This is a genomic window from Bradyrhizobium sp. USDA 4516 (assembly GCF_054055915.1).
In genome coordinates this window covers 1856870-1874253 of the sequence record NZ_JBSRXT010000001.1, presented here as the reverse complement: position 1 = coordinate 1874253, position 17384 = coordinate 1856870, and the positions used below count along the sequence as shown (strand labels likewise).

The 17384-nt window shown below is 64.9% G+C and carries 18 protein-coding genes; 12 read left to right on the top strand and 6 right to left on the bottom strand.

Annotated elements, in window-relative coordinates:
• Nucleotides 1-100: 100 nt before the first annotated feature.
• From ACVI1L_RS08810 to ACVI1L_RS08800, 3 genes are all read left to right on the top strand, one after another.
• Entirely contained in the window at nt 101-850 is a 750-nt protein-coding gene (locus ACVI1L_RS08810; protein WP_456782704.1) for an electron transfer flavoprotein subunit beta/FixA family protein, read from the top strand.
• Entirely contained in the window at nt 850-1800 is a 951-nt protein-coding gene (locus ACVI1L_RS08805) for an electron transfer flavoprotein subunit alpha/FixB family protein (protein WP_057017750.1), read from the top strand. The genes ACVI1L_RS08810 and ACVI1L_RS08805 overlap by 1 nt, the downstream gene beginning before the upstream one ends.
• A 248-nt stretch (nt 1801-2048) precedes the next feature.
• On the top strand, nt 2049-2930 hold the full coding sequence (locus tag ACVI1L_RS08800) for a 3-hydroxybutyryl-CoA dehydrogenase (protein ID WP_076827506.1): 882 nt from the start codon (nt 2049-2051) through the stop codon (nt 2928-2930).
• 133 nt (nt 2931-3063) lie between these two features.
• On the opposite strand, the gene ACVI1L_RS08795 is transcribed toward ACVI1L_RS08800, so the two are convergent.
• The gene (locus ACVI1L_RS08795) at nt 3064-4275 is read right to left on the bottom strand and encodes a pyridoxal phosphate-dependent aminotransferase (RefSeq protein WP_456782703.1); all 1212 of its coding nucleotides are present in this window, start codon (nt 4273-4275) and stop codon (nt 3064-3066) included.
• Nucleotides 4272-4655 (bottom strand): tautomerase family protein, encoded by a 384-nt coding sequence (locus tag ACVI1L_RS08790; protein WP_076827425.1) that lies wholly within the window; start codon nt 4653-4655, stop codon nt 4272-4274. Before ACVI1L_RS08790 ends, ACVI1L_RS08795 begins: the two co-directional genes overlap by 4 nt.
• A 110-nt stretch (nt 4656-4765) precedes the next feature.
• On the opposite strand from ACVI1L_RS08790, the gene ACVI1L_RS08785 reads away from it, so the two are divergent.
• Nucleotides 4766-5617 carry a LysR substrate-binding domain-containing protein gene (locus ACVI1L_RS08785; RefSeq protein WP_456782702.1) on the top strand — a complete coding sequence of 284 codons (852 nt, stop codon included), beginning with the start codon at nt 4766-4768 and terminating at the stop codon, nt 5615-5617.
• Between the two features lie 121 nt (nt 5618-5738).
• Nucleotides 5739-5927, top strand: a complete 189-nt coding sequence (locus ACVI1L_RS08780; protein WP_076827427.1) for a putative motility protein — start codon at nt 5739-5741, stop codon at nt 5925-5927.
• Here the strand turns inward: ACVI1L_RS08780 and tlpA are convergent, their stop codons facing one another.
• Nucleotides 5928-6608 carry a thiol:disulfide interchange protein TlpA gene (gene tlpA, locus ACVI1L_RS08775; RefSeq protein WP_168857833.1) on the bottom strand — a complete coding sequence of 227 codons (681 nt, stop codon included), beginning with the start codon at nt 6606-6608 and terminating at the stop codon, nt 5928-5930.
• Between the two features lie 126 nt (nt 6609-6734).
• Here tlpA and argH point away from each other — a divergent pair, with 126 nt between their 5' ends.
• The 3 genes from argH (at nt 6735) to lysA (ending at nt 9776) form a co-directional block, all read left to right on the top strand.
• On the top strand, nt 6735-8132 hold the full coding sequence (gene argH, locus ACVI1L_RS08770; protein ID WP_456782701.1) for an argininosuccinate lyase: 1398 nt from the start codon (nt 6735-6737) through the stop codon (nt 8130-8132).
• 92 nt (nt 8133-8224) lie between these two features.
• Nucleotides 8225-8494, top strand: coding sequence for an LPS translocon maturation chaperone LptM (lptM, locus tag ACVI1L_RS08765; protein ID WP_456782700.1), 270 nt, complete (start codon nt 8225-8227; stop codon nt 8492-8494).
• A gap of 16 nt (nt 8495-8510) precedes the next feature.
• The gene (gene lysA / locus ACVI1L_RS08760) at nt 8511-9776 is read left to right on the top strand and encodes a diaminopimelate decarboxylase (protein ID WP_057017759.1); all 1266 of its coding nucleotides are present in this window, start codon (nt 8511-8513) and stop codon (nt 9774-9776) included.
• Between the two features lie 236 nt (nt 9777-10012).
• On the opposite strand, the gene ACVI1L_RS08755 is transcribed toward lysA, so the two are convergent.
• Both ACVI1L_RS08755 and ACVI1L_RS08750 read right to left on the bottom strand, forming a co-directional pair.
• A complete protein-coding gene (locus ACVI1L_RS08755) occupies nt 10013-10924 on the bottom strand; it encodes an NAD(P)-dependent oxidoreductase (protein ID WP_229191844.1) in 912 nt (303 codons plus the stop codon).
• Nucleotides 10925-11121: 197 nt separating this feature from the next.
• Entirely contained in the window at nt 11122-11505 is a 384-nt protein-coding gene (locus tag ACVI1L_RS08750) for a carboxymuconolactone decarboxylase family protein (protein WP_018268955.1), read from the bottom strand.
• A 172-nt stretch (nt 11506-11677) separates the two neighbouring features.
• Here ACVI1L_RS08750 and ACVI1L_RS08745 point away from each other — a divergent pair, with 172 nt between their 5' ends.
• The 4 genes from ACVI1L_RS08745 to ACVI1L_RS08730 all read left to right on the top strand — a co-directional run bounded on the left by ACVI1L_RS08745 (nt 11678) and on the right by ACVI1L_RS08730 (nt 16819).
• Nucleotides 11678-14296: a TIGR02302 family protein gene (locus ACVI1L_RS08745; RefSeq protein ID WP_456782699.1), complete on the top strand. Its 2619-nt coding sequence runs from the start codon at nt 11678-11680 to the stop codon at nt 14294-14296.
• Between the two features lie 320 nt (nt 14297-14616).
• Nucleotides 14617-15930, top strand: a complete 1314-nt coding sequence (locus ACVI1L_RS08740; protein WP_456782698.1) for a pilus assembly protein TadG-related protein — start codon at nt 14617-14619, stop codon at nt 15928-15930.
• Between the two features lie 74 nt (nt 15931-16004).
• Nucleotides 16005-16445 (top strand): TadE/TadG family type IV pilus assembly protein, encoded by a 441-nt coding sequence (locus tag ACVI1L_RS08735; protein ID WP_141340959.1) that lies wholly within the window; start codon nt 16005-16007, stop codon nt 16443-16445.
• Complete coding sequence (locus ACVI1L_RS08730) at nt 16442-16819, top strand: TadE/TadG family type IV pilus assembly protein (RefSeq protein WP_225164603.1); 378 nt, start codon at nt 16442-16444, stop codon at nt 16817-16819. The genes ACVI1L_RS08735 and ACVI1L_RS08730 overlap by 4 nt, the downstream gene beginning before the upstream one ends.
• A gap of 171 nt (nt 16820-16990) precedes the next feature.
• On the opposite strand, the gene ACVI1L_RS08725 is transcribed toward ACVI1L_RS08730, so the two are convergent.
• The gene (locus tag ACVI1L_RS08725) at nt 16991-17368 is read right to left on the bottom strand and encodes a response regulator (protein ID WP_016845302.1); all 378 of its coding nucleotides are present in this window, start codon (nt 17366-17368) and stop codon (nt 16991-16993) included.
• Nucleotides 17369-17384 lie beyond the last annotated feature (16 nt).

Sequence of the window (17384 nt, the reverse complement as noted above, 5' to 3'; positions counted from 1 at the left end):
GGACGGTTTTTTGGCTTTGGCGCGTTGACCGGGAGAAACGGGACCTTTAGGTTCCGCGCCAGCCAACCGAAACCCATAAAATCAAAGCGAAAGAGGATCGATGAAGGTTCTTGTGCCGGTAAAGCGGGTCATCGACTACAACGTCAAGGTCCGCGTCAAGAGTGACGGGACGGGCGTGGAGCTCGCCAACGTCAAGATGTCGATGAACCCGTTCGACGAAATCGCCGTCGAGGAAGCGCTGCGGCTGAAAGAAGCCGGCAAGGCGACCGAAGTGGTGGTGGTGTCGATCGGACCGGCGCAGGCCTCCGAGACCATTCGCACCGGACTTGCGATGGGTGCCGACCGCGGCATCCTGGTCAAGGCCGAAGGCAATGTCGAACCGCTCGCGGTTGCCAAGATCCTGAAGGCGGTGGTCGAGGCGGAGCAGCCCGGCCTCGTCATTCTCGGCAAGCAGGCGATCGACGACGACTCGAACCAGACCGGCCAGATGCTGGCCGCGCTGCTCGGCTGGTCGCAGGCGACCTTCGCCTCCAAGCTCGAGGTCGAAGGATCCGACTTCAAGGTCACCCGCGAAGTCGACGGCGGCCTGCAGACCATCAAGCTCAAGGGCCCGGCGATCGTCACCACCGACCTGCGCCTGAACGAGCCGCGCTATGCGTCGCTGCCCAACATCATGAAGGCGAAGAAGAAGCCGATCGACGACAAGAGCGTCGCTGACTACGGCGTCGATGTGACGCCGCGTCTGGAAGTGCTGAAGACCGCGGAACCGGCAGGCCGCAAGGCGGGCGTCAAGGTCAAGGACGTCGCCGAACTCGTGAACAAGCTCAAGACCGAAGCCGGGGTTCTCTGATGACGACGCTGTTGATTGCTGAACACGACCACGAGACGCTGAAGGACGCGACCAACAAGGCGCTGACCGCGGCGAGCCAGCTCGGCGGCGATGTCCATGTGCTGGTTGCCGGTGGCGGCCAGGGCACCAAGGCGGCGGCGGAAGCAGCCGCCAAGCTTGCCGGCGTCACCAAGGTGCTGGTGGCCGAAGGCCCGGCCTATGAACACGACCTTGCCGAGCCGCTGGCCGCGCTGATCGTCGCGCTGGCTCCTGGCTATGACGCGTTCGTCGCGCCCGCGACCTCGCGCTTCAAGAATGTGATGCCGCGCGTCGCGGCCTTGCTCGACGTCATGCAGGTCTCCGAGATCATCAAGGTCGTCGCCCCCGACACCTTCGAGCGGCCGATCTATGCCGGCAACGCGATCCAGACCGTGAAGTCGAAGGACGCCAAGAAGGTGATCACGGTGCGCACCTCGACCTTCGCCGCCGCCGGCGAAGGCGGCAGCGCTGCGATCGATAACGCCGCTGCGGCCGCCGATCCCGGCCTGTCGACGTTCGTCGGCGAGGAAGTCGCCAAGAGCGACCGTCCCGAGCTGACCTCGGCCAAGATCATCGTCTCGGGCGGCCGCGCCATGCAGAGCCGCGAGAACTTCGCCAAGTACATCGAGCCGCTCGCCGACAAGCTAGGGGCCGGCGTCGGCGCCTCGCGCGCCGCGGTCGATGCCGGCTATGCGCCGAACGACTGGCAGGTCGGCCAGACCGGCAAGGTGGTGGCTCCGGAACTTTATGTCGCGGTCGGCATCTCCGGCGCGATCCAGCATCTGGCCGGCATGAAGGACTCCAAGGTGATCGTCGCCATCAACAAGGATGAGGACGCGCCGATCTTCCAGGTCGCCGATTACGGCCTGGTCGCCGACCTCTACCAGGCGGTTCCGGAGCTCACCGAAGCGCTCGGCAAGCTCGGAAAGTAAGCGACAAGACACCGGCCGGGTGGGTAAGCTCCGGCCGGTGTTATTATTTTCGAGGCAATGATCCGGAAACGTTTTTCCGAAAGGATCATGCTCGACGGGGGAAAATGGGACCCGGGTATGATGACCTGTCATCACATCATGGTCCCGGGAAACGTTTTCCGGCGGATTGGGCAACCCGGAAGGCTTTACTTCGGGTATCGTTGGAATTGGGCAGGCGCGATGTGCGCGCCGTTCCGGTGGATGACAAGATGACGGTGGCAATCAAAAAGGTCGGCGTGATCGGTTCGGGCCAGATGGGCAATGGCATTGCCCATGTGGCGGCGCTGGCCGGCTTCGACGTGGTGCTCAATGACGTGTCCGGCGACCGGCTGAAGTCGGCGCTGGCGACCATCAACGGCAATCTGACCCGGCAGGTCGCGAAGAAGGCGATCAGCGAGAGCGACCGCAAGCAGGCGCTCGACCGCATCGCCTCCGCCGAGTCGCTCGACGCGCTCGCCGATTGCGATCTCGTGATCGAGACCGCGATCGAGAAGGAAGAGACCAAGCGCAAGATCTTCCACGAGGTCTGTGCGGTACTGAAGCCGGAGGCGATCGTCGCGACCAACTCGTCGTCGATCTCGATCACAAGGCTCGCCGCCTCGACCGACCGCCCGGAGAAGTTCATCGGCATTCATTTCATGAATCCGGTGCCGGCGATGGAACTGGTCGAGTTGATCCGCGGCATCGCCACCGACGACATGACCTTCGACACCGCCAAGGCGTTCGTCGCCAAGCTCGGCAAGCAGGTCGCGGTGTCGGAGGATTTCCCCGCCTTCATCGTCAACCGCATCCTGTTGCCGATGATCAACGAGGCGATCTACACGCTGTATGAAGGCGTCGGTAACGTCGAGGCGATCGATGCCGCGATGAAGCTCGGCGCGCACCATCCGATGGGCCCGCTCGAGCTCGCCGATTTCATCGGCCTCGACACCTGCCTGTCGATCATGCAGGTGCTGCACGAGGGGCTGGCCGACTCCAAGTACCGGCCGTGTCCGCTGCTGGTGAAGTATGTCGAGGCCGGCTGGCTCGGACGCAAGAGCCAGCGCGGCTTCTACGACTATCGCGGCGACAAGCCGATCCCGACGCGGTAATCGTCGCGTCTTCAGATCAGTGCCCGCAGCAGCGCAAGCGTCGCGGGCACCAGACCGACAATCATCGTCACACCCGTTCCAAGTCCGAGCAGATGTGCTGTCAGCGCGAGGCGCGGGGTCCGTCCGTGAGGCGTCATTGCAGTGCCGCGCAGGCGCGCTTCAGCCGCCTTGCGGCCTCCTCGATGGTCGATGACGGGTTGGCGAAGCTGAGGCGGATATAGGGCGACAGCCCGAGATCCTCGCCGGGAAACACTGCCACGTCGGCCGCCTCGAGCAGATAGGCCGAGAAATCGCGGTCGGTCCGGATCACTCTGCCGTCGGGCGCGCGCTTGCCGATTATGCCGGCGCAGGCGACCAGCAGATAGAACGTGCCTTCCGGCGGTGTGCAGGACAGCCCGGCGCATTCGTTCACGAGTTCGGCAAAGCGGTCACGCTTGGCGCGCAGGATGGCGGCACGCGCAAGCAGCACATCCTGCGCGCCGTCGAGCGCGGCAATTGCCGCGGCCTGGCTGATCGACGACGCGCCGGACGTGGTCTGCGACTGGATCGTGATCATCGCGCGGATCAGCGCCGCGGGTCCTGCGGCATAGCCGATGCGCCATCCCATCATGGCGTAGCTCTTGGCGAGGCCACTGACGGTCAGCGTCCGCGGCTTCAGGCGCGGCTCGATTTCCGCAAGCGTCGGCGCCGGAGATCCGTTGAACACGATGTGCTCGTAGAGCCCGTCGGCCAGCACCCAGATGTCCGTATGCCGTAGCAGGACCGTGGCGATCTCGGACAGATCATCACGCGAATACAGCGCGCCGGATGGGTTGACCGGATTGTTGACGATGATCCAGCGGGTTCGCGCCGAGATCGCCGCCTGCAAATCCTCCGCGCGCAGCTTGAAGCCGTCGTTCTGCGCACACGGCACCACCACCGGCGCCGCGCCGGCCAGCCGCACCTGATCGAGATAGGGCGCCCAATACGGTGCGGGGATGATCACCTCGTCGTCGGGCGCCAGGGTCGCCAGCAGCGCGTTGAACAGCGCCTGCGTCGAGCCGTTGGTGATGACGATCTCGTCCAGACCATAGTCGAGATGATGGTCGCGCAGCAGCGCGGCGTGCACCGCCCGCTTCAGCTCCGGCGTGCCGTCGACATCGGTGTAACGGGTTTCGCCGCGCAATGCCGCGTCATGCGCCGCCGTGATCACATGCTCCGGTGTCGGGAAGTCCAGATTGCCCGACGACAGCTCGATGATGTCGCGCCCGGCGGCGCGCCGTTCGCGGGCGCGGCGGCGCAGCACCGATGCGGGCGATGCCGTGATGCCGCTCATGCGCGGTGAGAGAAGCGGTGCAGCGGTCATCGGACGTATTGCGCCTCACCGTTGCCGAACGACCAGTTCTCGGGGAGCACCTCGACAAGGTTGATGAAGATGTCCTCGGCGCGCAGGCCGGGGCTTTCGGTCAGCCGTTCCGCGATCCGTCGATAGAGCTTCTGCTTCTGCGCCACCGGGCGGGTATTGCTGACAGTAATCTGGATGATGATCAGATCATCGCTGCGCCTGATGCCGAGATAGTCGGCACCATAGAGGAAATCATCGTCATCGTGCTCGGAGATTGTCATGAAGCGATCGCCTTCCGGCACGTCGAAGGTCTCGCGCATGGCGCGATAAAGGCTTTCGAGAACGGCCTTGCGGTAGGCGGCGGGCTTGCCCCGTCGCAATGAAACGCGGGTCAGCGGCATGATGGTGGCTCTCCTGGTGGCGTGACGTGCCGCCGATCCTAGAGGCTCCTTGTTCATTGAAAAACGGTATGATAAAGCATTTCAATGATTTCATATTTAAATGAATGACCATGAAGGCGCTCGACCTCGAGGCGGTCCAGGCGTTCGTCCTGGTGGCCGATCTCAGCAGCTTCACGCGCGCGGCGCAGGCGATGGAGACCACGCAGTCCGCGGTCAGCCTGAAGATCAGGCGTCTGGAAGACGGCCTCGGCCGGCGGTTGCTGGAGCGAACGCCGCGGCTGGTTCGGCTGTCAGCTGAAGGTGCCGCCTTCCTCGGCGCCGCGCGCAATCTGGTGGCCGCGCATCAATCGGCGATCAGCTCGTTTGCCGTCGAGCATCGGCGGCTGGTCGTCGGCATCAGCCACCACATCGTCGGCTCGGAGCTCGCCTCGCTGCTGAAGCGGATGAACAGCACCGATCCCGGGCTGGTGATCCAGCTGCACGTCGACACGTCGCGTTCGGTGCTTAGCGCATTCGACGACGGCGGGCTCGATGCTGCGATCGTGCTCCGCCACGACGCCAAGCGCCGCGATGGCGACGTGCTGTTCGAAGAGCCGTTCGGCTGGATGGCCGCACCCGATTTTCACCATCGACCGGGCGAGCCGTTGCGCCTCGCGACGCAAGCCGAGCCGTGCAGCGTGCGTGCCATGGCGGTCGAAGCGCTCGACGCCGCCGGCATCGCCTGGACCGAGGCATTCGTCGGCGGCGGGTTGTCGACGATCGGAGCTGCGATCTCCGCAGGCCTTGCGGTCGCGGCGCTGGCGCGCCGGGTGGCGCCGGCGGACACCGTCGATCTCGGGCCGCGGCTTGGCCTGCCGCCATTGCCGTCCCGCGACGTCATGCTTCACTCAAAACTGTCCGATGCGCGGACACGGCAAGCGCTGCGCACCCTCGGCGCCGCCTTCGCGGCGAACGCGGCCTGAGACGCGGATCATCGCGCTAGCGGGAATTTCGAGGCCGATGCGTCAGCCTGACGCGGCCATCGATTACCCAAGCATTAACTTTCGCGCGTTACCTCAAACCCCAGTTTTGGGAGTGCCGCGTATGGACATGATGAGCATGGTCACCAGCATCCTGTCGATGCAGCAGGGTAGTCTGCAGGGTGAGATCGCAACCCGCGTGACCAAGCAGAACCTCGACGCCGAGAAGTTCGCGGTTCAGACCCTGCTCGGCACGCCTTCCACCGCGAATTTGTCGCCCGGCATCGGCGACAACCTCAACACCGTCGCCTGATCAGAACCCGGCTGCGGCTGGCTGCAGCGCGGCCTTCACCAGCTTGATCGCGTCGTCGCTCGCCCATTCGGCGGGACCGGCGATATTGGCGATTTCGCAGCCCTTGCCGTCGACCAGCACCGAGGTCGGCATGCCCAGCGCCTTGCCTATGTTCTTAAGATCCTGAAAAACCTTGGCTTTCTGATCCGAAAAATAGCCGAGACTGGTCAGATTGGCCTCTTTCAGGAAGTTTTTCGGCTTGTCCGGGTCGCGGGTGTCGATGTTGATCGCGACCACCTCGAAATCCTTGCCGCCGAGCTTGGTCTGCAGGCTGTCGAGCGCCGGCATTTCCTTGCGGCAGGGCACGCACCAGGTCGCCCACAAGTTGACCAGCACGGTCTTGCCGCGCCAGTCCGAGAGCTTCTTCGGCTGGCCGTTGGCGTCCTCGAAGGTCAGGTCGGGCAGCATCAAGGGGGTGGTCGCCATGGTCAGCGCCGCGACCTCGCCGTGGGCAAGCGGGGCGATCTTCTTCGCAAGAGCCACCGCGCTGTTGCAGGCGATATCGCCGCCCGCGGGATGCTTGAGGCTGGAGACCCCCGCATAGCCGATCACAGCCCCGGCCAGCACGGCGCCGATCACCAGCGGGATGCGCCACTTGGCGGTCGGCCTGGCGGTCGGGTTGGGTTGGGTCGTCTCGGGCATATCGTTTGTCATCCTGGGTCGATGTGGCTAAGCAGTGCCGGGAATACGACCGGAACTGCGGTGCTGTTTCGCCGCCTCCGGCCATGAAACCGCAAGGCTGAAATACGAATTCGTGAGCGAGATGTCATGAGCAACAAGATGTGGGGCGGCCGCTTCTCGGAACGTCCCGACGCGATCATGGAGGAAATCAACGTCTCCATCGACGTCGATCGTCACCTTTATGCCCAGGACATTGCCGCGTCCAAGGCCCACGCCGCGATGCTCGCTGCGCAGGGCATCATCACGTCCGCTGATGCGAAAAATATCGGCAAAGGTCTAGACACGATTTTGTCAGAGATCGGCAAGGGCGATTTCGATTTCAAGCGCGCGCTCGAGGACATTCATATGAATGTCGAGTCGCGGTTGTCCGAATTGATCGGGCCCGCGGCGGGCCGGCTGCACACCGCGCGCTCCCGCAACGACCAGGTCGCGACCGATTTCCGGCTTTATGTCCGCGACACCATCGATGAGACCAATGCGGCGCTGGCCGCGTTCCAGCAGGCGCTGGTCGCGCGCGCGCTGGAGCATGCCGGCACGGTGATGCCGGGCTTCACCCATCTGCAGACCGCGCAGCCCGTGACCTTCGGTCATCATCTCCTGGCCTATGTCGAGATGGCCAGCCGCGACCGCGGCCGCTTCGCCGACGCGCGCAAGCGGTTGAACGAATCGCCGCTGGGCGCGGCCGCGCTCGCCGGGACCTCGTTTCCGATCGACCGCGCCGCGACCGCAAAGGCGCTCGGCTTCGACCGTCCGATGGCCAATTCGCTCGACGCGGTATCCGACCGCGATTTTGTGCTGGAGACGCTGTCGGCGGCCGCGATCTGCGCAGTGCATATGTCGCGCTTCGCCGAGGAGATCGTGATCTGGACCTCGCCCTTGGTCGGCCTCGTCAAGCTCAGCGACAAGTTCACCACTGGCTCGTCGATCATGCCGCAGAAGCGCAATCCGGACGCGGCCGAGCTGGTCCGTGCCAAGACCGGCCGCGTGATCGGCGCGCTCACCGCGCTGCTGATCGTGATGAAGGGCCTGCCGCTCGCCTATCAAAAGGACATGCAGGAGGACAAGCAGGGCGCGATGGAGGCTTTCGAGGCGCTGTCACTGGCAATTCGCGCCATGACAGGCATGGTCGAGGACCTGGTGCCGGACGAAGCAAAGATGAAGGCCGCCGCCGGCGAGGGCTACGCCACCGCCACCGATCTTGCCGACTGGCTGGTGCGCACCCTGAAAATGCCGTTCCGTGACGCCCACCACGTTACCGGGCGCATCGTCGGCCTGGCATCGAAGCAGGGTGTGGCGCTGCACGAGCTGCCGCTCAAGGCCATGCAGGAGGTTGAGCCGAAGATCACGGCCGACGCGCTGAGGGTGCTCAGCGTCGAATCCTCTGTGCAGAGCCGGACCTCGTTTGGCGGCACGGCGCCGAAGAATGTGATGGCGCAGGCCAAGGCCTGGGCCAAGCGGCTGGAAAAAGAGCGAAAATTGGGCTGAACCGGAAAATTTGGCCGTGATTTCATGGCGCTCCGCCTCTCGCCAGAGCACGCCAATGTTTGTATGGTGCCGCCCGAATTGGGGAATTCGTCGTGATTAGCAAGAACCGCCTGACCCCCTCGGGATGGGCCATCGTTGTGCTGGGCGTATCCGCGCTGGCGCTCGGCGGCTGCGGCCGCAAGGGACCGCTCGACCTGCCGCCGACCGCGAACGTCGCGCCGGGCGCGGCACCGAGCGACACCGAGAGCGAGCGGGCGGCGCAGCCCAGCGTGTTCAATCCGACCTATGGCTCGGAGGCCGCGCCGGCCGCGCCGCGAGGCAATAAACGGCCCTTCCTCCTCGATCCGCTGCTCGGCAATTAGTATTTAAAAGCGTGTCATGAACCATTTCGACTATCGCAACGGCGTGCTGCATGCCGAGGCGGTCAATCTCATTGAGCTGGCGGAGGCCGTCGGCACGCCGTTCTATTGCTATTCGACCGCGACGCTGGAGCGTCACTACCGCGTCTTCACCGAAGCCTTCGCCGGCGAGAAGGCGCTGGTCTGCTACGCCATGAAGGCGAACTCCAATCAGTCGGTGCTGCGCACGCTGGCCAAGCTCGGCGCCGGCGCCGACGTGGTATCCGGCGGCGAGTTGAAGCGGGCTCTGGCGGCCGGCATTCCGCCCTCGAAGATCGTGTTCTCCGGGGTCGGCAAGACCGAAGGCGAGCTGCGCGCCGCGCTCGCAACTGACATCCTCTGCATCAATATCGAGTCCGAGCCGGAGCTCGAGATGCTGTCGCGTCTCGCGGTCGAGATGAAGAAGACGGCCCGCATCTCGGTGCGGGTCAATCCCGATGTCGATGCCGGCACCCATGCCAAGATCTCGACCGGCAAGTCCGAGAACAAGTTCGGCATTCCGATCGCCCGCGCCCGCGAGGTCTATGCCCGCGCGGCAAAGCTGCCGGGCATCAAGGTCACCGGTACCGATGTGCATATCGGCAGCCAGATCACCGATCTCGGCCCGCTGGAGGTCGCTTTCCGGCTGCTCGCCGAATTCGTGCAGACGCTGCGCGCCGACGGCCACGACATCTCGCATATCGATTTCGGCGGCGGCCTCGGCATCCCCTACTACATGGATCGCGCCGCGCCGCCGGCGCCGGACGCCTATGCGGCGATGGTCAAGCGCGTCACGCACAATCTCGGCTGCACGCTGATGTTCGAGCCGGGACGTATGATCGTCGGCAATGCCGGCATCCTCGTCACCCGCGTGATCCATGTGAAGCCGGGCGATGCCAAGAACTTCGTCATCATCGACGCGGCGATGAACGACCTGATCCGGCCGACGCTGTACGAAGCGCATCACGACATTCTGCCGGTGCGCCAGCCCGCGCCCGGCACCCCGACCATGGTCGCGGATGTAGTCGGCCCGGTCTGCGAGACCGGCGATTACCTCGCGCTCGATCGCGCGCTGCCGCAGCCGAAGGCCGGCGATCTGCTGGCGATCATGACCGCCGGCGCCTACGGCGCGGTGCAGTCCGGCACCTACAACACGCGGCCTCTGGTGCCCGAAGTGCTGGTCAAAGACGACCAGTACGCCGTGGTCCGCCCGCGCATCGACGTCGACGCCCTGATCGCGATGGACAAGCCGGCGCCGTGGCTGTGATGGCCGGTGTCGCGCTTCACTAACGGTGTCGTCCCTGCCTAGTGCGCAATTGCGCACGGGAGCAGGGACCCATAACCACCGCTCCTGATTGTTGTCCTGAGCTGGGGCCGCAGCTCAGCTAAACCACGAAGTCCTGTGGTGATGGGTCCCGGGTCGCGCGGAGCCTGTCATCGGGCGGCGCTTCGCGCCGACCCGTTGGCTTGCCCGGGACGACAGCGTTTATTTCGGCGAGAGCGTTACTTCGCGGCGTGCGCGCCGCCTTTACCGCCGCCGACGATCACGCCCGCGGCCTTCTCGATCGGCTTGATCGCCGCGGTGAAGTCCGACTCCGGTCCCTCGTCGCGGATGATGACTTCCCAGAGCCGGCCGACCGCCTCGGCGACTTCCATCGACAGCCCGAGCGCGCGCATTTCTTCGACCGCAAGCCGCACGTCCTTCACCATCAAGCCGGTGGCGAAGCCGAAGTCGAAGCTGCGCGGCAAGACCGAGCGCGGAAACTTGTCGCGGCTCGCGGTGTTCAGCCCGGAGCCGGCATTGATGACGTCGATCATCACGGCCGGATCGAGCCCGGACTTGACGCCCATCACAACAGCCTCCGAGGTCGCCACCATCGCGGTCGCCGACAGGAAGTTGTTGGCGAGCTTCATGGTCTGGCCGGAGCCCGGCTTGGTGCCGATGAAGAACACCTTGCCGATGACGTCGAGCGCGCCCTTCACCAGTTCGAAATCGGCGCGCGGGCCCGACACCATCACTGCCAGCGTGCCCTTCTCGGCGCCGGCGACGCCGCCGGAGACCGGGCTGTCGATCTGCACGATGTTCTTCTTGGCCAACAGCTCGTGGATCTTCACCGCCATCCGCGAGCCGACGGTGGAGAGGTCGATGAAGCGTTTGACGCGCGTGCCCTCGATCACGCCGCCCGCGCCGGTCGCCACCTCGAGTGAGGCCTGCAGCGAGGGCAGGCTCGCCATCACGGTCTCGACGCGGTCGGCGATGTCCTTGGGCGAGGTTGCGGCCACCGCGCCGAGTGCGACCAGCCTGTCGAGCGCGTCCTTGCCTGTGTCGAACACGGTGAGCTTGTGGCCGGCCTCGATCAGCCGGCGCGCCATCGGGAAGCCCATCTTCCCGAGGCCGATGAATCCGATTTCCATGAGTCGTTTCCTCTATGTCGTTATGTGCGATATGCGCGCCTCCCACACGATGTCGTCTCTGCGAAAGCAGGGACCCATAACCCCAGGACTAAGTTGTTTGGTGCAGTCGGGGCCACAGCCGTCGTAACCACGACGAGCTGTGGTTATGGGTCCCGGCTCGGCTTCGCTTGGCCGGGACGACAACGAGTGGAGCTCGCTCACGCCTTGTTGTCGAGTTCGGCGAACACTTCGCGCGCGATGCGGAAGCTGTCGACGCCGGCGGGGATGCCGGCATAGATCGAGACCTGCATGAAGATCTCGCGGATTTCGTCGCGGGATACGCCGTTGGTCAGCGCGCCCTTGATGTGGGCCTTCAATTCGTGCGGCCGGTTCAGGATCGAGATCATGGCGAGGTTGAGCATGCTCCGGGTCTTGCGCGGCAGTTCCTCGCGGCCCCAGACTGCGCCCCAACAATATTCGGTGACGAGTTCCTGGAATGGCTTGTTGAAGCTGTCCGAATTCTTCAGCGCATTGTTGACATAGGCTTCGCCCAGCACCGCCTTGCGGATTTCGAGCCCCTTGTCGTGCGTTTTTTGGTCCATATCGCGTTCCTCATGCGTTAATGCGATGGTTCGGCCGGGACGTTACGGGGTCGAACCGCCGCAGTCACGCCTTCGTGTTATGCGTATTTCCCGGTGTGGGTTACTGCCTGGAACGGGTGCCTCAAAGCCGCCGCCGTGCTAGGCTGACCTGCCGGCTACCCCGGAGATTTTATTGAGCGGAGCCAACATCGACCCCTCTGACCCGTCACGCGCCGTCCGCGACAGCGATGCGATCGCGCGGCTGAAACTGACAGAGGCTCTGCAGCGGGCAAGGTTCGCGATTGGGTGGGAACGGGCCTGGCCGCATCTGGCCCGGTTCCTGACGGTCGCAGGATTGTTCCTGGTCGCGTCCTGGGCCGGGCTGTGGCTGGTGCTGCCGTTTGTCGTACGCGTGGCCGGCGCCGGCCTGTTCGCGATTGCCGCGCTCGCGGCGCTGTCGCCGCTGGTGCGCTTCCGCTGGCCGAGCCGCGAGGAGGGCCTGAGCCGGCTCGACCGCGGCGCCGGCACTCGCCATCGTCCGGCGACCACGCTCTCCGACACGCTCACCAACAAGGACCCGTTTGCACTGGCGCTGTGGCAGGCGCAGCGCGAGCGCACGCTGGCCTCGATCAAGCGCATCCGCGCCGGGCTGCCGCGGCCGCGCGTGTCGCTGCACGACCCCTGGGCGCTGCGCGCGCTGGTCATCGTGATGCTGGTCGCGAGCTATGTCGCCGCCGGCGACGAGCGCGGCCTGCGGGTCGCCTCCGCATTCGACTGGAACGGCATCATGGCGCCGGCCAATGTCCGGGTCGATGCCTGGGTGACGCCGCCCAACTACACCGGCAAGCCGCCGATCATTCTGTCGAACGCCAGCAAGGACGCCAACGCGGCGGACACCACCCCGCTCGCGGTTCCGGCCGGCAGCACGCTCCTGGTGCGCTCCAGCGGCGGCAGCATCGACGTCGTCGTCGGTGGCGGTGTTACCGAGGTCGCGCCGGACGGGCAGGCGCCCAAGGGCACCAACGAGCGGCATTTCAAGATCACCGGCGACGGCACCGCGCATGTCCGTGCGCCGGCCGGCCAGCCGCAGTGGAAATTCACCGCGACGCCGGACCGCCCGCCGTCGATTGCGCTCGCCAAGGATCCGGAGCGGCAGGCGCGCGGCGCGCTGCAGATGTCCTACCGGCTCGAGGACGATTACGGCGTCAGCGAAGCGCGCGCGCAATTCGCGGTGCGGCCGACCGATGCGCCGAAGGAGGCTGACGGCAAGAAGGATGCCGACGGCAAGGCGGCGCAACCACGGCCGTTGTTCGAGCCGCCGCAATTCGCGCTGGTGCTGCCGAATGCGCGCACCCGCAACGGCGTCGGCCAGACCGTGAAGGACCTCAGTGAGGATCCCTATGCCGGCGCCGACGTGACCTTGACGCTGACGGCCAAGGACGAGGCCGGCAATGAGGGCAAGAGCGAGCCGTTCAACATGCGGCTGCCGGAGCGCCTGTTCACCAAGCCGCTGGCGCGCGCGCTGATCGAGCAGCGCCGTATCCTGGCGCTCGACGCCAACCAGAACGGCCAGGTGTTCGCCGCGCTCGAGGCGCTGATGATCGCGCCCGAAATGTTCATGCCGGAGACCGGCTATTACCTTGGCCTGCACACCGTGAGCCGGCAGCTCGAGGCGGCGCGCACCGACGACCAATTGCGCGAGGTGGTCGCCAGCCTGTGGTCGCTCGCCGTCACCATCGAGGACGGCAATATCTCGGACGTCGACAAGGCGCTGCGCGCGGCGCAGGACGCGCTCAAGCAGGCGCTCGAGCGCGGCGCGACCGACGAGGAGATCAAGAAGCTCACCGACAATCTGCGCGCCGCGCTGGACAATTTCCTCCGCCAGATGGTCGAGCAGTTCCGCAACAATCCGCAGCAGCTCGCCCGGCCGCTCGATCCCAATGCCAAGGTGCTGAGCCAGCAGGATCTCAAGAACATGCTCGATCGCATGGAGCGGCTGTCACGCTCCGGCGACAAGGATGCGGCGCGGCAGCTGCTCGAGCAGATGCAGCAGATGCTGGAAAACCTGCAAATGGCGCAGCCCAATCAGGGCGACGACGACATGCAGCAGTCGCTCAACGAGCTCGGCGACATGATCCGCAAGCAGCAGCAATTGCGCGACAAGACCTTCAAGCAGGGCCAGGATTCCCGCCGCGACCGCATGCGCGGCAAGCAGGGCGAGCAGTCGATGGGCGACCTGCAGCAGGACCAGCAGGCGCTGCGCGACCGCTTGAAGAAGCTGCAGGAAGAACTCGCCAAGCGCGGCATGGGACCGGACCAGCGCGGCCAGAAGGGCCAGAAAGGCCAGGGTCAGAAGGGCGACCAGGCGCAGCCGGGCGATCAAGGCGGCGACCAGGGCGATGACGGCGATGACGGGCTCGACCAGGCCGATTCCGCGATGGGCGATGCCTCCGGGCGGCTCGGCGAGGGCAATGCCGACGGCGCGGTGGATTCGCAGGGCCGTGCGCTGGATGCGCTACGCAAGGGCGCCCAGAGCCTCGCCGACGCGATGCAGCAGGGCGATGGCGACCAGCCGGGCGACAGCCCCGGCAACCGCGCCGGCCGCCAGCAGAGCGGCGGCAACCAGACCGATCCGCTCGGCCGCCCGTTGCATGGCCGGGAATTCGGCGACGACTACACGGTGAAGATCCCCGGCGAGATCGACGTGCAGCGCGTCCGCCGCATCCTCGAAGAGCTGCGCCGCCGCCTCGCCGATCCGTCGCGGCCGCAGATCGAGCTCGACTACATCGAGCGGCTGCTGAAGGATTATTGAGCGCCTCGTCCTTCGACTGTCGTCATCCGTGAAAGCTCGTGCCTACTCACGAGACATCGGCGCTTTGAATCGAACGGCCACGGCGACCTGTATGCCGCGCTTCCACTGGAATGACGCGGAATCTGCACGACGGTCGTAAGCCTGCGGACGTCAGCTTCTGCGGGCTACGCGCCCCGCGTTCCAATCGGGTGCGATCGGGACCGGGTGTCGTCCGCCCGTTTCGCACAATTTTCCTAAAATTGTCGGGTTCCCGTTGGTGCGCATTTAAGTCGCTTGCGTCACCTTACTTCGGAAAATTGGCAAGCGTCTCAGGAGAGCACATGAGGCACAGCCGTTTATTCATTGCATCGTCATACCGGCCATTGGGTATTACTCGCCGGCACCAACATCAGACCAGCTTGGTTCGACAATTCGTTCGAGACCAGTCGGGCAGCTATGTGATCATTTCAGCGCTGCTCATGCCGGTCCTGGTCGGCACGGCAGGGCTGGGTACCGAAGTGGGATGGTGGTACTACAAACATAAGAACATGCAGAGTGCCGCCGACTCCGGCGCGGTGAGCGCCGCAACGGCGGCAAGTGCAGGCGCCGACCTTTTGTCCGAAGCCAATGCGGTCACGGCAAACTACGGTTACGCGAACGGGGCGAACAACGTCACGGTCAGGGTGAATCAACCGCCGAAGACCGGCAGTCAGACGTCGAACCTGCAGGCGGTCGAAGTCATCGTGAGCCAACCGCAACAGCGGTTGCTGTCAGCCTTGTTCGGCTCGGCCCCGGTGCCGGTCACCGCGCGCGCGGTCGCGCTGCCGAATTCCGGGACGGGCTGCGTGCTTGCGCTCAACGCCAGCGCCAGTCCCGCGGTCAACGTGAGCGGCGGCAACCAGCTCAACCTGATCAAGTGCAACCTTTACAGCAACTCGGGTGCAAGCCCATCGCTCAACGTGGCCGGCAGCGCGACGGTCGCCGCCAATCAGGTCGGCGTCGTCGGCGACGTCTCCGGCACCAGCAACATCACGGCCACCAACGGCGTCAAGACGCATGTGAAGCCAATGGCTGACCCGTATGCGAACGTCTCGCCGCCGTCGAAGCCGAGCTGCACGAACGCCAAGATTACGGTCAATTCCAACGGAAAGACGAACTCCCTCAGCCCCGGCTGCTACTCGGGCAGCATTACGGTGAACGCCGGCGCAACGCTGAACCTCGATCCAGGCATCTATTACCTGGACGGCTCGAGCTTGAGCGTCGCGGGCAACGCCACCATCACGGGCAGCGGCGTGACCCTGGTCTTTACGGGCTCGGGAAGCAAGTGGGGCACGGCTTCGATCGGCAGCAACGCGATCGTCGATCTGACGGCGCCGACCTCCGGCTCCACGAAGGGCATCGTCATGTATGGCGACCGCAACATGCCGGCCGGGACTACCTTTAATCTCACGGGTGGTGCCACCCAGAACTTCGGCGGCGCCATCTACCTGCCGAAGGCCGACCTCAGCTTCGGCGGTGGCAACGGCACAAGCACATCATGCACCAAGATCATCGCGGACACGCTGACGTTCAGCGGCACGTCGAACCTTCAGGTCAATTGTTCGGCGCTCGGCACCGCGACGATAGGCACGCAAACCGCGCAACTCATCGAGTGAGGTTGGCCCCGATGCAAATCCAGAGATCCTCATCCAACAGCCGTGGTCGATTGGTTTTCTCTCTGACGCGGCTTGTGCGCACCGCCGTTCACGACAGGGGCGGCGTCGCGGCCATCGAATTCGGGATCATGATCCCGTTGCTGTCCCTGATGGTCGTCTCGGTAACCGACATCGGACTCGCGCTCTATCGCAAGATGCAGGTCGAGAATGCCGCGCAGGCGGGAGCGCAATACGCCATCGTGCGCGGCTTTGACGAGACTGGCGTCACCAGCGCCGTAACAGCCGCCACGAATTCCACAGCCATCAATGCTTCGCCCAAGCCGTACCAGTTTTGCGGGTGCCCGACCAGTTCGGGGGTCAGCACCGTCAGTTGCGGTGCGGTCTGCCCCAGCGGCGCGCAGGCCGGAACATATGCCATGGTTTCGGCGCAAGGGACCTACTACACGCTGATCAATTATCAGATTGTGGCGGCCACCTACACCTATAGCGCCCAGTCCACTGCGAGGCTGCAGTGAAACTCACACCGCTATGGCGGGACAATCGAGGGGCCTCCGCGCTGGAATTCGCCCTGACCGCTCCCGTGTTCTTCCTGTTCATATTTGGCATCATCGAATTCGGACTGCTGTTCTGGACTCAGCTCGGGCTGCAGCACGGCACCGAAATGGCGGCGCGTTGCGCGACCGTCAACAGCACGCTCTGTCCAAGCGGCAGCGCCATCACGAATTACGCCGCGCAGCAGGCGTTCGGCCTCACGCTCCCGGCGCAGACATTCACCTATTCCACGTCAGCCTGCGGCAACGTGGTCAGCGCGAGTTATGCATTTCAATTTGCGCAATTTCTCAATCTGTCCCCGGTGACGCTGACCGCCCGGGCATGCTTTCCGAGTTGAGCTCATAACCCTAGTGTCCCGAATCCGAAGTTCGCATCATTTGCCGCACCTTCGGAGCGAACTTCGGATTCGATAAGGACACTAGCAAATTTATGATTCTAGTGTGCCTTATGAATGCGAAGTTCGTGAAAGTGGCTGCCGCGAAATCGCACGAACTTCGCATTCAGCACACTAGCCGGCCTTCCGCGCCGCCAGCGCGTCCGCGACTGCGGTGCGGATATCGGCCACCGAGAACGGTTTCGTCACCACGTCATGCACGATCGCCTCGAGGCCGGAGGCGCGTTCGCGCTGATGGGCGAAGCCGGTCATCAGCAGGATCTTCAGCGCAGGGAAGTCGCGCGCCGCGGTCAGCGCCAGCGCGATGCCATCCATCACGGGCATCTGGATGTCGGTGAGCAGAAGGTCGAACGCGCCTTCGTCGCGCGTCAGCACCTCCAGCGCCTCGGCGCCGTCCTGCGCGGTCACGGTTTCGTGGCCGTCCATGGCGATGGCGCGCGCCACCAGCGAGCGCATTGAGTCTTCGTCGTCGGCGATCAGAACACGCGTCATGGTGATTGGTCGGTTC

Excerpts from the sequence above, each read along its gene's own strand:
- ACVI1L_RS08805 (WP_057017750.1), top strand. The coding sequence starts at position 850 with ATGACGACGCTGTTGATTGCTGAACACGACCACGAGACGCTGAAGGAC.
- ACVI1L_RS08740 (WP_456782698.1), top strand. The coding sequence starts at position 14,617 with ATGAGGCACAGCCGTTTATTCATTGCATCGTCATACCGGCCATTGGGT.
- ACVI1L_RS08780 (WP_076827427.1), top strand. The coding sequence starts at position 5,739 with ATGGACATGATGAGCATGGTCACCAGCATCCTGTCGATGCAGCAGGGT.
- argH (WP_456782701.1), top strand. The coding sequence starts at position 6,735 with ATGAGCAACAAGATGTGGGGCGGCCGCTTCTCGGAACGTCCCGACGCG.
- ACVI1L_RS08810 (WP_456782704.1), top strand. The coding sequence starts at position 101 with ATGAAGGTTCTTGTGCCGGTAAAGCGGGTCATCGACTACAACGTCAAG.
- ACVI1L_RS08800 (WP_076827506.1), top strand. The coding sequence starts at position 2,049 with ATGACGGTGGCAATCAAAAAGGTCGGCGTGATCGGTTCGGGCCAGATG.
- ACVI1L_RS08750 (WP_018268955.1), bottom strand. The coding sequence starts at position 11,505 with ATGGACCAAAAAACGCACGACAAGGGGCTCGAAATCCGCAAGGCGGTG.
- ACVI1L_RS08755 (WP_229191844.1), bottom strand. The coding sequence starts at position 10,924 with ATGGAAATCGGATTCATCGGCCTCGGGAAGATGGGCTTCCCGATGGCG.
- ACVI1L_RS08795 (WP_456782703.1), bottom strand. The coding sequence starts at position 4,275 with ATGACCGCTGCACCGCTTCTCTCACCGCGCATGAGCGGCATCACGGCA.
- ACVI1L_RS08790 (WP_076827425.1), bottom strand. The coding sequence starts at position 4,655 with ATGCCGCTGACCCGCGTTTCATTGCGACGGGGCAAGCCCGCCGCCTAC.
- ACVI1L_RS08785 (WP_456782702.1), top strand. The coding sequence starts at position 4,766 with ATGAAGGCGCTCGACCTCGAGGCGGTCCAGGCGTTCGTCCTGGTGGCC.
- ACVI1L_RS08725 (WP_016845302.1), bottom strand. The coding sequence starts at position 17,368 with ATGACGCGTGTTCTGATCGCCGACGACGAAGACTCAATGCGCTCGCTG.
- lysA (WP_057017759.1), top strand. The coding sequence starts at position 8,511 with ATGAACCATTTCGACTATCGCAACGGCGTGCTGCATGCCGAGGCGGTC.
- tlpA (WP_168857833.1), bottom strand. The coding sequence starts at position 6,608 with ATGCCCGAGACGACCCAACCCAACCCGACCGCCAGGCCGACCGCCAAG.